Source organism: Allobosea sp. P1_A7 (assembly GCF_056406775.1).
In genome coordinates, this window is sequence record NZ_JBFTZN010000144.1 from 13,056 (window position 1) to 27,485 (window position 14,430).

The 14,430-nt window shown below is 64.5% G+C and carries 12 protein-coding genes and 2 pseudogenes; 6 read left to right on the forward strand and 8 right to left on the reverse strand.

Annotated elements, in window-relative coordinates:
* The first annotated feature begins 57 nt into the window (after positions 1-57).
* Together AC1D34_RS22825 and AC1D34_RS22830 are read left to right on the forward strand one after the other, a co-directional pair.
* Complete coding sequence (locus AC1D34_RS22825) at positions 58-411, forward strand: DUF6867 family protein (protein WP_113514111.1); 354 nt, start codon at positions 58-60, stop codon at positions 409-411.
* A gap of 150 nt (positions 412-561) precedes the next feature.
* Positions 562-1,630, forward strand: a pseudogene (locus AC1D34_RS22830) (branched-chain amino acid ABC transporter substrate-binding protein).
* A gap of 77 nt (positions 1,631-1,707) precedes the next feature.
* On the opposite strand, the gene AC1D34_RS22835 reads toward AC1D34_RS22830, so the two are convergent.
* From AC1D34_RS22835 to AC1D34_RS22860, 6 genes are all read right to left on the reverse strand, one after another.
* Positions 1,708-2,259, reverse strand: coding sequence for an RBBP9/YdeN family alpha/beta hydrolase (locus AC1D34_RS22835; protein WP_441491455.1), 552 nt, complete (start codon positions 2,257-2,259; stop codon positions 1,708-1,710).
* A gap of 5 nt (positions 2,260-2,264) precedes the next feature.
* The gene (locus tag AC1D34_RS22840; RefSeq protein WP_476825417.1) at positions 2,265-3,011 is read right to left on the reverse strand and encodes a metallophosphoesterase family protein; all 747 of its coding nucleotides are present in this window, start codon (positions 3,009-3,011) and stop codon (positions 2,265-2,267) included.
* A gap of 9 nt (positions 3,012-3,020) precedes the next feature.
* Entirely contained in the window at positions 3,021-4,322 is a 1,302-nt protein-coding gene (gene purB / locus AC1D34_RS22845) for an adenylosuccinate lyase (protein WP_441491457.1), read from the reverse strand.
* Positions 4,323-4,468: 146 nt separating this feature from the next.
* Positions 4,469-5,152: a ribulose-phosphate 3-epimerase gene (gene rpe / locus AC1D34_RS22850; RefSeq protein WP_476825418.1), complete on the reverse strand. Its 684-nt coding sequence runs from the start codon at positions 5,150-5,152 to the stop codon at positions 4,469-4,471.
* A gap of 53 nt (positions 5,153-5,205) precedes the next feature.
* Positions 5,206-5,883 carry a glutathione S-transferase family protein gene (locus AC1D34_RS22855; protein ID WP_476825419.1) on the reverse strand — a complete coding sequence of 226 codons (678 nt, stop codon included), beginning with the start codon at positions 5,881-5,883 and terminating at the stop codon, positions 5,206-5,208.
* A gap of 45 nt (positions 5,884-5,928) precedes the next feature.
* The gene (locus tag AC1D34_RS22860; RefSeq protein ID WP_441491460.1) at positions 5,929-6,909 is read right to left on the reverse strand and encodes a hypothetical protein; all 981 of its coding nucleotides are present in this window, start codon (positions 6,907-6,909) and stop codon (positions 5,929-5,931) included.
* Between the two features lie 263 nt (positions 6,910-7,172).
* Between AC1D34_RS22860 and AC1D34_RS22865 the strand changes: the two genes are divergently transcribed.
* From AC1D34_RS22865 to AC1D34_RS22880, 4 genes are all read left to right on the forward strand, one after another.
* Complete coding sequence (locus tag AC1D34_RS22865) at positions 7,173-8,420, forward strand: NAD(P)/FAD-dependent oxidoreductase (RefSeq protein ID WP_476825420.1); 1,248 nt, start codon at positions 7,173-7,175, stop codon at positions 8,418-8,420.
* A gap of 189 nt (positions 8,421-8,609) precedes the next feature.
* Positions 8,610-9,752, forward strand: a complete 1,143-nt coding sequence (locus AC1D34_RS22870) for a dipeptidase (protein WP_441491462.1) — start codon at positions 8,610-8,612, stop codon at positions 9,750-9,752.
* Positions 9,753-9,987: 235 nt separating this feature from the next.
* Entirely contained in the window at positions 9,988-11,871 is a 1,884-nt protein-coding gene (locus tag AC1D34_RS22875; RefSeq protein ID WP_476825421.1) for a methyl-accepting chemotaxis protein, read from the forward strand.
* Between the two features lie 83 nt (positions 11,872-11,954).
* Positions 11,955-12,764 carry an RNA methyltransferase gene (locus tag AC1D34_RS22880; protein ID WP_441491464.1) on the forward strand — a complete coding sequence of 270 codons (810 nt, stop codon included), beginning with the start codon at positions 11,955-11,957 and terminating at the stop codon, positions 12,762-12,764.
* 79 nt (positions 12,765-12,843) lie between these two features.
* On the opposite strand, the gene AC1D34_RS22885 is transcribed toward AC1D34_RS22880, so the two are convergent.
* Both AC1D34_RS22885 and AC1D34_RS22890 read right to left on the reverse strand, forming a co-directional pair.
* Positions 12,844-14,145, reverse strand: a complete 1,302-nt coding sequence (locus AC1D34_RS22885; RefSeq protein ID WP_476825422.1) for a TonB-dependent receptor domain-containing protein — start codon at positions 14,143-14,145, stop codon at positions 12,844-12,846.
* Positions 14,096-14,430 (reverse strand): annotated as a pseudogene (locus tag AC1D34_RS22890) (TonB-dependent hemoglobin/transferrin/lactoferrin family receptor); the annotation flags it as partial. The pseudogene AC1D34_RS22890 and the gene AC1D34_RS22885, both read right to left, overlap by 50 nt.

The window sequence follows — 14,430 nt, forward strand, 5'->3', positions numbered from 1 at the left end:
TCGAGGTTCAGGGCGACATGCGGTCGACATCAGGCTCAGAATCCTAGGAGCACAACGATGCAAGGCATAATCTACGAGGAGCCGACCATCTGGCTGTTCCTGCTGGTCACCGTCGTCATGGGCGGCTGGGCGGCCTGGATGACCGGGCGGGCGGTGGCGATGACCTGGCGGCCGGCATTCCAACTGGTGCTCTATATTCTCGTGCTGGGCCTCTTCGTCCGCTTCATCCATTTTGCCCTGTTCCAGGCCACTCTGCTGACCCTGCACTATTATATCATCGACACGATCGTGCTGATGGCCTTCGGCTTTGCCGGCTGGCGCTACAACCGCGCCCGGCAGATGACGACGCAATATCGCTGGCTCTATGAGCGCACCGGACCCTTCGGCTGGAAGCCCCGGGAAGGCGGCTAACCCCCTCTGAAAGAGCGAAAAACCACACCGAGCTTGCCGCGTGACAGACCGTCGAAAAAGCGCAAGACTGCATTTCACGGTGGCACCACGCGCCGAGACGGGCCGAAACTTTGGCCCGTTCATAGTGACAATACAGGGGAGTCTCATCTCATGAAGAAACTGCTGTTGGGCGGTATCGCGCTCGGCGCGGTCCTCGCCTTCTCCGGCGTGGCCAATGCTCAGATCAAGCTCGGCGTCGGCGGCCCGATCACCGGCCCGAACGCAGCCTTTGGCGCACAGCTCAAGAACGGCGTCGAACAGGCGGTGGAGGATATCAATGCGGCCGGCGGCGTGCTCGGCCAGAAGATCACCGTCTCGGTCGGCGACGACGTCTCCGATCCGAAGCAAGGCGTCTCCGTCGCCAACAAGTTCGTCGGCGACGGCGTCAAGTGGGTGGTCGGTCACTTCAACTCCGGCGTCACGATGCCGGCATCCGAAGTCTACGCCGAGAACGGCATCCTGATGATCAGCCCCTCGGCCACCAACCCGAAGGTCACCGAGCGCGGTCTCTGGAACACCTTCCGGACCTGCGGTCGCGACGACCAGCAGGGCAGCGTCGCCGCCGCCTATCTTCTGAAGAACTTCAAGGACAAGAAGATCGCCGTCGTCCACGACAAGACGACCTATGGCCAAGGAAGTGCTCTATGAAGGCGTGAATGCGGGCGAGAAGGACTTCTCGGCCCTCGTCTCCAAGATCAAGGCAGCCGGTGCCGACTACCTCTACTGGGGTGGCCTGCACACCGAAGGCGGTCTGATCGTGCGCCAGATGCGCGACCAGGGCCTGAAGACCGTGCTGGTCTCCGGCGACGGCATCACAACCGACGAGTTCGCCACGATCGGCGGTCCCGGCGTTGAAGGCACGCTGATGACCTTCCCGCCGGACCCGCAGAAGCGTCCCGAGGCTGCTGCCGTCCTCAAGAAGTTCGAGGCGCGCAAGTTCAAGCCGGAAGCCTATACGCTGTACAGCTACGCCGCCGTGCAGATCATGGCCGAAGGCGCCAAGCGCGCGAACTCGACCGACCCGAAGAAGATAGCCGCCGCGCTCCATGGAGGGGAGGCCGTGAAGACCGTGATCGGCGACATCTCCTTCGACAAGAAGGGCGACATCACCCGTCCGGACTACACCGTCTACACCTGGAAGAAGGGCGCCGACGGCAAGATAACCTACGTCGAGAATTGATCTCGGCTGCTAATCGATCCTGATCCGACCAGCCCGTCCCGGAGCGATCCGGGGCGGGTTTCGTTTGGCGGGCAGTTCTACAGTGTCTTGAGGAAGGTTGCGAAGCGCAGCAGACCGTCCGGCCAGGGACCATGCCCGGATTCTGAATTGAGATGGCCGCCATCGCCGGCATCGACGAACTCGGCGCCCCAGGCCTCGGCCAGCGCCCTTGCTTCATCCTGCGCGCAGTAGGGATCGGTCGTGCTGGAGATGAGGATGGCGGGGAATGGCAGTTTCTCGCGCCGATGCGCGATGAAGTCGTGCGCCATACCGGGGATCGCCTGCTTCGCGCGCTCGGAGGCCGGCGCAACCAGGAAAGCTCCCGCGACTTCGCCGGGCTTCAGATGCTCTGCCGCATGCGCCACCGCGCTGACGCCGGCGGAATGGGCAACCAGAACCACCGGCCGCTTGGCTTCACGGACCGCGGCGACGATCCGGTTTGCCCAGGCGTCCCGGGCAGGTTTGTACCAATCGTCCTGCTCGATGCGCCGGGCGGTAGTGAGCTTGGCCTCCCAGCGGCTCTGCCAATGGTCCGCGCCGGAGCCGGACCAGCCAGGAATGATGAGGATGTCGGCGTCGGACGAGCGCATTGCAATCAATCGGGTTTCAGGACGAGGCCACGCGACAGGGCATGAGCCCAGTCGCGTCGGCCCCGGGACAGGGCAAGGTCAGCCGCAGCGGACCAGTCGTAACGTAGGGCGTGAAACGAAAAGCGCCAGCCCGCGCGGCAGCGCTCGGCAATGCCGTAGCGCGCATGCGGGCTTTCCGCCTGCATGACATGCGGAAAGGGTTTGTCATCGTCATAGGCCGGCAATCCGACGCTGCCGGGATTGAACAGGCTACGCCCGTCGGAGAGTTCCATCGCCCGTGGGATATGCGAATGGCCGCAGAGGATCAGCGTCGCATCGACATCTGCAAGGCTCGCCCGAACCTCTTCATCGGAACGAAGCGCGTGGCCATGTGGCGTTGGCCGCTCGGCCAGGTAGACGTCATCGGCGCTCGGGGTGGCATGGAACAGCGCCACATCCTCCGCGGCACGCGCCATGAACGGCAATGAGCGCAGCCAAGCGAAATGCCGCTCATCCAGTTGCTCGGCCGCGGCCCGATCCGAAAGGCCGAGAGCCTCGCGGGGCCTCTCGGCCAGATAGCGATCATGATTGCCGCGCACCGTCAGCCAGTTCCGCGCCATCAGGAAATCGGCTGTCTCGCGCGCCTGCAGCGGCCCGGACAGGCAATCGCCGAGATTGACAACGATATCGGGCCGGGTGCGCTTCAGATCCTCGGCGACCGCCTCGAGCGCAGCGAGATTGCCATGGATATCGGCGAGGACAGCAATCCGCATGGGTTCAGGCTACCCGAAGACGCGCGCGAAGATCGTGTCGACATGCTTGAAATGATAGCCCTCGTCGAACATCGCCTCGAGCTCGGCAGCCGAGAGCTTCGCCGTCACGTCCTTGTCGGCCTTGAGATTGGTGAGAAAATCCTCGCCATGTTCCCAGGTGCGCATCGCGTTGCGTTGGACCAGCGAATAGCTCTCCTCGCGGCTGGCGCCGGCCTGCGTCAAGGCGAGCAGGACGCGCTGCGAATTATGCAGGCCGCCGAGCCGGTCGAGATTCTTGCGCATGTTCTGCGGGTAGACCAGCAGCTTGTCGACGACGCCTGTAAGCCGCGCGAGCGCGAAATCGAGCGTGACCGTGGCATCGGGGCCGATCATGCGCTCGACCGAGGAATGCGAGATATCACGCTCGTGCCAGAGCGCGACATTCTCAAGCGCCGGCGTCACCATGCCGCGAACGAGGCGCGAAAGGCCGGTCAGGTTCTCGGTCAGCACAGGATTGCGCTTGTGCGGCATCGCCGAAGAGCCCTTCTGGCCCGGCGAAAAGAACTCCTCCGCCTCATAGACCTCGGTGCGCTGGAGATGACGGATCTCGGTCGCCAGGCGCTCGACGCAGGAGGCAACGACGCCAAGCGTCGCAAAATACATGGCGTGACGGTCGCGCGGAATCACCTGTGTCGAGACCGGCTCGACGGCGAGGCCCATCTTCTCGGCGACATGGGCTTCGACCTGCGGATCGATATTGGCGAAGGTGCCGACCGCGCCGGAAATGGCGCAGGTCGCGATCTCGGAGCGGGCCGCGACCAGACGGTCCCGGCAGCGGCTGAACTCGGCATAGGCCTGCGCCAGCTTGAGGCCGAAGGTCACCGGTTCGGCATGGATGCCGTGCGAGCGGCCGATCGTCGGCGTGAATTTGTGTTCGAACGCGCGGCGCTTGATCGCGGCCAGCAGCGCGTCGACATCGGCGATCAGGATATCGGTGGCGCGTGCGAGTTGCACCGACAGCGTGGTATCGAGAATGTCCGACGAGGTCATGCCCTGGTGCACGAAACGCGCCTCGGGGCCAACGATCTCGGCCAGATGCGTCAGGAAGGCGATGACGTCATGCTTGGTGACGCGCTCGATCTCGTCGATGCGGGCGACATCGAAGACCGCGTCCCTGGCCTTGGCCCAGATCGTCGCCGCGGCCTCCTTCGGCACGACGCCGAGCTCGGCCAGCTTGTCGGTGGCATGCGCCTCGATCTCGAACCAGATCCGGAACCTCGTCTGCGGCTCCCAGATGGCGACCATCTCGGGACGGGAATAGCGCGGGATCATGGTTGGCCTTTCAGGACAGCGCGCGACGTGATTCCGGACAAGCGGCGAAGCCACGCCGATCCAGACACCATCGCAGGGCAAGGCGCACTGCAATGGGCTCCGGAGCTTCGCTTCGCTGCGCCCGGAATGACGGCGCAGTTACAAATTCAAACCCAGTCGCCGCGGGCGGCTTCCGCCGCCTGGCGGATCGCGGCGATATTGCCGGCATAGGCCGATGGCCCGCCCTTGAACACTGCCGAGCCGGCAACGAGCACGTTGGCGCCGGCTTTCGTGGCCAATGGTGCCGTTTCCGGCGTGGCGCCGCCATCGATCTCGAGTGCGATCGGACGCTCGCCGATCATGGCGCGCACCCGCGCGATCTTCTCGACCACGGAATGGATGAAGCTCTGGCCGCCAAAGCCCGGATTGACGGTCATCAGCAGGATCAGGTCGACATCGTTTAGGAGCGGCTCGATGGCGCTTTCCGGCGTGCCGGGATTGAGCACGATGCCGGCCTGCTTGCCTTGCGCCTTGATGGCCTGCAGCGTCCGATGCGCGTGCGGGCCGGCCTCGACATGGAATGAGATCAGGTCAGCGCCCGCCTTGGCGAAGGCTTCGACATAGGGGTCGACCGGCGCGATCATCAGATGCACGTCGAAGAACTTTTTGGTGTGCGGACGGATCGCCTTCAGCACATCGGGACCGAAGGTGATGTTAGGCACGAAATGCCCGTCCATCACATCGCAATGGATCCAGTCGGCGCCCGCTGCATCGATCGCGCGAACCTCCTCCCCGAGCTTCGAGAAATCGGCGGAGAGGATGGAAGGGGCGATGCGGATGGGGCTGGTCATGCGCGAAGCGTTTAGCGCCCGCAGGCCAGCGCTGCAATCAAAACCGGGAGCTTTCAGCGGCGTTTGACGGGGTAGGACAGTCGCCGGTCCGCTTCCTCGACCTCCTCCACCGCCGTCGCGAAGGCCGGCCGGCTGCCCAACCGGCTGAACCAGGCTGAGAGGTCGGGATAGCGTGCAAGCGCCGGGCCGCCGAGGCGCACGGCCMAGAACACGCTCATGAACATGCCGATATCGGCCACCGAGAGGGCCTCGCCGAAATAGTCGCGACCCGCCAGCCTCTCGTTGAGCCCGCAATAGCGCTGCTCGAGCTCGGCCTCGGCGATCAGCGCATCCGTCTCCTGTGCTGCGCGCTTGTTGCGATCCGTCGTCGGCGGCTCGTTGCGGTGCATCAGCGGCCGCAGCGCGGCGAACAGGATCTCGTCGGCGAAAAGCTCGTCCAACCGCGCGCGCGCTCTGGCCGCTGGATTGCGGGGAAGGAGCGGTGGCAGGGGATAGGCCTCGTCGAGATATTCGAGAATGATGGTGGAATCGTAGAGGACGAGCCCCTCGTCATTGATCACCGGCACCTGCCGCTTCGGGTTGAGCGCCAGCACTTCGGGGTGGCGCGGATCGTAGCCAGTAACCTGGTTGAACGGCACCATGATACGCTCGAAGGCGAGGCCCTTCTCCCGCAGCGCGATCTCGACCTTGCGGGAGAACAGGCTCAGAGGCCCGGAATAGAGAGTGATCATGGCATCGCTCCTGGATTGCTGGAGCGATCGTCTCAGGCCGGATCGTCAACCCGCGTCAGCAGGCGTTTCAGCGCGCTTGATCTTCCCGGCGATGCCGCGCAGCAGCCAGGGCAGCAGATAGATCGGGAACTGCGCCAGTGCAAAATACAGGAAAGTCGTCTGCGGCACGCCGGCCCCAAGCGCAGCAACCAGCAACCCCATGTTCCGTTGACCGGTGCCATAGCCGATCATGAAGCGTTCCGAGCGTTTGAACATCCGCAAGGCGAGTGTCGTGAGCAGAAGGCCGGCGGCGGAAACCGAAAAGGCGATGGCCAGGAACAGCATGACCTGTCCGGGATTGGCCATGGCTGTCCGCGTCACGCCATCCATCGCCGCAATGGCAAAGATGAAATACATCAGCACGCCAAAGCCATCGAGATTGGCCTTCATCGCTCGGATCCGGGCTGCGCCGAGCCAGTGCCGCAGGATCGCCGCCACCACCATGCCGCCGCCGACGAACAGCACGAGACGGAGCGTCAGCGCCCAGCGATCCAGCGGCACGGCAGCCCCCGCCAGCAGCTCCACCACCACCGGGGCCACCAGCGGACTGAGCACCGTGGTCACCACCACGCCCGCGATGATCAGCGAAGGCTCGAAGCCGTAGAGGATCGCGACCGCCGGCGAAGACATGATCGGCGGTGCCGCGCCCATGATGGCAAGCCCGAGGATCAGGCCGGGATCGAGTGCCGCGCGACCGACGAGCAGGAACGCAGCGCCGATCAGCACCGCCGGGCCGAGAATGAGCCACAGGCAGGTGACGATCAGCTTGCCGGGACGGCGGATCAGCCCGGCTATGATGCTGAAATCGGCGCGCAGGAAGACGACCGTGGTGAAACAGAAGATAGTGACCGGCAGCAGCGGCCGCGCCGCCGCCGAGAACTGCGGCAGTGCCAGCCCCAGAAAGATCGAAAGTGCGAAGCCCTGCGTGCCGTAGCGGCCAAGAAGGGCAAGGCCTGCAGCGAGGAAGGCGGCGAAACGCGAGAGCATGAAGGCCTGAATCGGTGCGACAACTGCGCCACACTGGCCGATCCCGGCGCCGGCGTCACCCGCCGTTCGGGAAGACCGGTTCTGCGTGGCGCAGAATCTTGCGCGGAAGAGAACAGTTTGTAAGCGCAGCGCGCGATCCGCACCTGGTTGGCGCAAAACTTGCGAAACTTTCGCCGTTCGACCGCAAATATACACCATGCCGCTGACATCGCGGCGCAGAGCGGTATTTTGAGCGAGGCAACAGGGCTGACAGGAGCGTAAAAATGCGGACCGATACGATTGTTCTCGGCGCGGGGATCGTCGGCATCTCGGTGGCGCTGCACCTGCAGAAGGCCGGCCGTTCCGTGTTGCTGGTCGACCGGCGCGGACCAGGCGAGGAAACCAGCTATGGCAATGCCGGACTGATCCAGCGCGAAGGCGTTTATCCCTACGGCTTCCCGCATGATTTCGGCGCCTTGTTCCGCTACGCGATGAACAACACCATCGACGCGTCCTATCATTGGAACGCGATTCCCAAGCTCGCGCCCTTCCTGCTGTCCTACTGGCTGCATTCGCGCCCCTCCAAGCACGAGGCGATCGCTCACCAATACGCCACCCTCATCGAGCATTGCGTCACCGAGCATGACGCGCTCGCGGCCGAAGCCGGGGCGACGCATCTGCTGCGCCGCAAGGGCTGGATGAAGGTTTTCCGCTCTGCGGCCGAGCAGGATGCAAGGCTGGCCGAGGCGACCAAGTGGAACAAGGAATTCGGGCTGAACTACCGCCCGCTCGATGTCGCGACGCTGCGAGCCGAGGAGCCCCATCTCGACCAGAGCCTCATCGGCGGCCTGCACTGGACCGACCCAGTCACGGTGATCGACCCGCTTGGCCTGTCGAAGGCGTATGTCGCTCTGTTCGAAAAGCTCGGCGGACAACTTGCGCAGGGCGATGCCGGCACGCTCGCGCAGGACGGCCAGGGTTGGAGCATCGCGCTCGCCGACGGCACCCGCGCCAGCGCGCATGACGCCGTGATCGCGCTCGGCCCCTGGGCCGATGTCCTGACCAACCGGCTCGGCTATCACCTGCCGCTCGCGGTCAAGCGCGGGTACCACATGCACTACAAGCCGCTCGGCAACGCCGTGCTGAACCACCCTGTCCTCGACACCGAGCGCGGCTACTTCCTGGCTCCGATGGTGAAGGGCATTCGGTTGACCACGGGCGCCGAGTTCGCGCTGCGCGACTCGCCAAAGACGCCGGTTCAGCTCGCTCGCGCAGAACCGATCGCCAAGACGCTGTTCCCGCTCGGCGAGCGGGTCGATGCCGAGCCCTGGCTCGGCAACCGCCCCTGCACGCCTGATATGATGCCGATCATCGGCCCGGCGCCGAAGCACCGCAATCTCTGGTTCTCGTTCGGCCATGCCCATCACGGGCTGACGCTGGCCGCAGTGACCGGGCGCATGGTTGCCGAGATGGTGACCGGCGAGAAGGTCTTCGTCGATCCTGCCCCGTTTGCACCGGCCCGTTTCACCTGAGGCGGAGATGCCGTCATTTCCGGGGGCGCTTGCCGCCGCCGGGAAGGATGCTTCGCAAGGAGACCGGGTCAGGCTCGGGCCTGACGCCGCACGCACCAGACAGCGAGCCGGCATGCGTCATCGCCCCTCGCCTCGCCTGCAAAGCCCTGCCACGATCCCCACCGTTTCGAATCCCCTCCAAGGTGCGCCATGGCCCTCGCCAAAACTCCAGTCCAGGACAATGCCTATGCCGCGGCGCTCGCTCTGCTCGAGCGCGCTCCGCTGATCGACGGCCATAACGACCTGCCCTATGTGATCCGGCTCGATGCCAAGGCGAAGGGGGATGTCGCGGCCTATGACCTGACCAAGGTCCATCCCGAGACCGACACCGACATTCCGCGCATGCAGGCGGGCAAGCTCGCGGGCCAGTTCTTCGCAGCCTATGTCCCGCCGAACCACCCGAAGCCCGCCGGCTTCGCGCTGGCCCAGATCGCGCTGATGCAGAATGTGCTGGCGAAGCATCCGAAGGTCTTCCGCCCGGGCCTCTCCGCCGCCGATGTCGAGGCTGCGAAGGCCGAGGGCAGGATCGCGCTGTTCATGACGATCGAGAACGGCTCGGCGATCGACAACGAGCTCGACGCCCTCGATGCCTATTCAGCCCTTGGCGTGCGCCTGATGACGCTCTGCCATAACGGCACGCATGACTGGTGCGATTCGGCGACCGATGCCCCGCGCCATAACGGCCTCTCCGCCTTCGGCAAGGACGTGGTCCGGCGCATGAACAGGCTCGGCATGATCGTCGACCTCGCCCATGTCTCGCCGAAGGTGATGCATGATGCGCTCGACGTCAGCAATGCGCCGCTCGTCTGGTCCCATTCGAACGCGTTCACGCTCTGCGACCACCCCCGCAACGTGCCTGACGATGTGCTCGACCGCGTCGCCGGGAACAACGGCATCGTCATGGCGACCTTCGTGCCTGACTTCATCAGCCAGGCCTCGCGCGACTGGCACCGTCCCGCCAAGGACCAGTACGGCAAGACACCGGACGGCATGGACTACAAGAAGGCCGAGGCAGAGATGGTCGCCAAATCCGGCCCGCGCCCGACGGCGACGCTGGCGCAGTATTGCGACCATCTCGACTATCTCGCCAAGCGCATCGGCTACGACCATATCGGCATTGGCTCCGACTTCTTCGGCGGCACCGCGCCGGAAGGACTGGAGGACAACTCGACCTTCCCGGCCCTGATCGCCGAATTGATTCGCCGTGGCTGGTCGGAAGAGAACCTGGAGAAGCTCGCGGGCGGCAACATGCTGCGCGTGATGCGTGCTGTGGAGGCGGCGGCGGAGCGCTGAGGCGCTCCCCTGCCGTTTCGGGGTCCCGGCGGGGCCCGAAAGGACCAAAATAGGGCGCCGGCCATGCAGTTCAGGCCGCAGGAATACTTGCGCGGCTCATGGCCGGACCCCGCCTCCAAAGGTCTCGTACAGAAAACAAACGCGTGCCGATCGATCAATTTCAGCTTTCTTAACGCCGAAATGCCACGGAGCTGCGCAGCTCCAGCTGTTGCGAGCGCTTCGAGGGCCGATCAGCATGACGTTAGGTAATATTCGTATCAGCATCAAGATCGCAGCTGCGATGCTGATTGTCGGGTTGATTGGCGTGGCCGCGACGATTCTTGGCAGCGTGCAGTTGAGCAAAGTCGACAGCACTTATTCCGAGTTGATCAATTCGCGCAGCAAGGCGACGCTTGCCACTGCCCGTTCGGCGCGCGCCGCAAATGATATTCTGGCTCAGGCCTACAAGGTCATTGCCTATCCTCGCGAGACGGATGGTGCGCGCAATGCCCAGAGCCAGTTGCAGCGCTCCTATGGTCAGGCGCTCGAACTGCTGAAGGAGGGACAGTCCCACCTTCCGGAGCGGGCCGCCGAATACGATGCCCTGACCAAGCAGGTCACCGACATCAAGGTGGGCGTCGATCGCGCGCTCTATTACGGCGCCAATGACGAAAACGAACGGGCGTTGGCCGTGATGGACGAACTCGACGGCAAGCTCACCGCGGTCGTCCGCAACATCACCGATTTCAACAACATGCTCGGAAAGGATACCGAGACGACCAGCGCAAGGTTGAGCTCGGAGACTAAGCGCACCATCGCCATTGTCATCGGCGGCAGCCTGCTTGGCCTGTTGATTGGCCTGGGTGGTGCGATGTGGATGTCGGCGAAGAGCATCACCGGCCCCTTGGCCCGGTTGAAGGGCACGATGGAGCGGCTCGCCGCCAGCGATTTCGATGCCGAGATCGAGGGCCAGACGCGTCGCGATGAAGTCGGCGAAATGGCCCGGGCCGTGCTGATTTTTAAAGAAAACGGCCTCGAGATGCGCCGGCTCGAAGCTCAGACCACCGAGCAGGAACGCCTGACCGATGCAGAGCGTCGCCGCAACGAGGCAGAGCGCCAGCGCGTCGAGGCCGAGCGGGCGATGCTCGCTCGGGAACAGCAGCATGTCGTCGGGCTGCTCGYCGCTGGCCTGGAAATGCTCGCTCAGGGCGATCTGACCTACCGCATCGACGACAATATCGCAGCCGACTATCTCAAGCTCCGCGACGACTTCAACCGCGCAGTGAACCGCCTCTCCGAGACCGTCGCGACGATCCAGACGACCTCGGTCGACGTCGCTAATGCCGCACGCGAGATCAATATGGGCGCCGACGACCTCTCGAAGCGCACCGAGGAGCAGGCCTCCTCGCTCGAGGAAACCGCCGCGACGACGGAAGAGCTCGCCGCATCCGTCAAGGCATCGGCCTTGTCGTCCCGCCAGGCCGTTCTGCTGGCCAACGAGGCGACCGAAGTTGCAGAAAAGGGCGGTGCGATCGTCACCGATGCCGTCGCCGCGATGGCGCGGATCGAGCAGGCCTCGCGCAAGATCTCGGATATCACGTCGGTGATCGACGAGATCGCCTTCCAGACGAACCTGCTTGCGCTCAACGCAGCCGTCGAGGCAGCCCGCGCCGGCGATGCCGGCAAGGGCTTTGCGGTGGTCGCCTCGGAGGTCCGCAGCCTGGCCCAGCGCTCCTCGGAAGCGGCGAAGGACATCACCTCGCTGATCAGCGAATCGGGTGTCGAGGTCGCACAAGGTGTCGGTCTGGTCCGTTCGGCCGGCGAGGCGCTCGGAAAGATTGTCGAAGCCTCGAAGAAGGTCTCCGCCACTGTCTCGGACATCTCCGCAGCCTCGGCCGAGCAGGCCAACGGCATCGATGAGATGAGCCAGACCGTCGCCCATATGGACGAGATGACCCAGCAGAACGCAGCCCTCGCCGAGGAGAGCGCCGCGTCGGCCAGCTCGCTCACCGGCCAGATCCAGCGCTTGAACGGCCTCGTCTCCAGCTTCCGGATCAAGGAAGAACGGATACCGCAGCAGCGCAGGATGGACACCAAGGTGGAGGCCGGGTTCGGCTTTGGCCTGCGCCGTAGCGCTTGACGCCGCTCTTGCCGCAGGCTGATAGGATCGGGCTTTCGAGCCCGGTCCCAGAACCGGGCGAGACCGATATCACAGAGTACCCGATGACCGGCTCAGGCACTGACCGCACCCGCCCCGCCACGCGAACCCCCGCCCCGGTCATCATTCTGGTCGAACCGCAAATGGCCGAGAACATCGGCATGTGCGCTCGCGCCATGGCGAATTTCGGCCTTTCCGAGATGCGACTCGTGGCCCCTCGCGATGGCTGGCCCGCCGGTGGAGGCCTCAAGAAGGGTGCAACCGCCGCAGCCTCCGGTGCGACCCATATCCTCGAGAATGCCCGGCTCTACCCTGACGCCGCCGCCGCGACGGCCGATCTCAATCATGTGCTCGCCACCACCGCCCGCGAACGCGGCCAGATGAAGCGCGTCTTCACGCCAGCCGAGGTGATGCCGTCCCTGGCCGAGCGTGTCGGCGGCGGCGAGCGGGTCGGCATCCTGTTCGGTCGCGAGCGCATCGGCCTGACCAATGAAGAGATCTCGCTCGCCGACGCGATCCTGACCTTTCCCGTCAACCCGGCCTTCGCCTCGCTCAATCTCGCCCAGGCCGTGCTGCTGGCCGGCTACGAGTGGTTCAAGACGACGGATGGCGAGCCGCCCTTCCGCGAGAACAACCTCTCCCCGCCCGCGACGCGTGAGACGGTGTTTTCGATGTTCGGCTATCTCGAAGGCGAACTCGAGCGCTGCGGCTTCTTCCCGCCCGGCAAGAAGCCGGTCATGACCGCCAATCTGCGCGACATCCTGCACCGTCTGGAGATGACCGAACAGGAGGCGCGCACCTTGCGCGGCGTGTTCAAATCCCTGGCGGAGGGGCCGCGGCATACGCGCCCGGTGAAAGCCCCCGAGGGCGAATAGACGTTCCCCTTCGTGACGAACCGGAAGRGCCGGAGCATCCCTGCCCGGCCCTCTTTGTTACTCCGCCCGCGGGGTGACTCTAGAACTGGTACTTCAGCGTCGCCTTCACCGTGCGCCCCGGCTCGCTGTAGTAGTCGCGCGCCTGGGCAAGCGTGCCCGTCGGAACGTTGACCGCATCGAAGTATTTGCGGTCGAAGATGTTGTAGACGCCGACCTGCAGCTCGATATCGGCGAGCTTCGTCGGCCGCCACCACGCCGAAGCATTGAAGAGCGCATAGCCCGGAGCCTTGAAACCGGCATTCGTGCCGGTCGTTGCAGCGACGTCGTCACGTGCGGCAGCGAGCTTGGTCGAGACCTCGGCGCCCCAGATGTCGGTTCCATAGGCGATTGCGACGATACCCTGCATCGGCGGAATCGAGTTCAGGAACGTGTTGTTGTCCTTGTTCTGACCCCGGGTATAGGCGAAGGAGCCGCGCGCCAGCCAGTTCTCGGCGAAGGCATACTGGAAATTCGCCTCGACGCCCTGGATCTCGGCCCGCGCGACGTTCCGCGGCCCCTGAATGCCGCCCTGCGGATAGAGTGCATTCGGCGGCGCGATCTGCACGGTCTCGATGAAGTTGCGGTAATTGGTGTGGAAATATGTCACCGAACCACCGAAGGCCCGGTCACCGAAGCGGAAGCCGACATCGATGCCGTTGCTGGTTTCAGGGCGCAGCGTGGGATCGCCGATGCGCAGATAGGTCCCAACCGCACCGAAGCGGCCATAGAGCTCACTTGCAGTCGGCGCGCGAAAACCCTTCGACCACTGCGCGAAAGCTGTAACATCCTTGAACATGCCGGCGTCCTTGAGGACGTCGTATTCAAGCCGCACCCGCGGCGACCAGGCGCTGTCGCTGGAGGACGGCGGCAAGCCGACCGGGCTGGAGCCGCCATTGGTGTAGGCCGGCGTGTTCTGCGGCTTCTCCTCATACCAGTCGAACCGAACACCGGGCGTGAGGCGCAGGCGGTTGTCGAGCATGCCGATCTCGTCATACGCGAAAACGCCGATCGCATTGCCGTCGACCTTCGGCTGGTCGGCCTGATTGGTGTGCAGGTTGTTGCAGGCGGTGAAGGCGCCGGTATAGGGCCGGCGGCAATTGTCGACACCGGCCGAATACTGGTTCAGCGTCGTCGTGCGCAGTTCGGTGCCGAGCGTGATGCCGTGCGAGAAGATGCCAGTCTGGAAGCTCTTCACGACATGGCCGTTGAAGCCGAAGGCCTCCTGCTCGGTTTCGTTGTTGCGGGTATAGGGACCGATGACGCTGGTGAAGCGGTAGGCTGAGACCAGCGCGTTACGCTTGACGTTCTGCCAATAGAGATTKGCGTGCGTCGAGGAAGCCACCCGGCAGCTTGTAATCATAGGTCAGCGAGACACGCTGGCGCTCGACATCCTCGCCGGTGTCATAGCTGCCCGGGCGGAAATTGCCGGTGGGCGACACTGTCGAGGTGAGGACGTTGACCTTGTCCTCGCGCTTGAACAACTCGCCGGTAATGCCGAACCGGTGCACATCGTCGACATAGTGCTGGATCTTCGCGAGCAGCCCGTATTGCGTGAAATCCGTCGGGTTCGGCATCGTCCGGGTCGGCCCGATGCTGTCGATCGTCCCCCTGTTGCCTGTTTCATGCC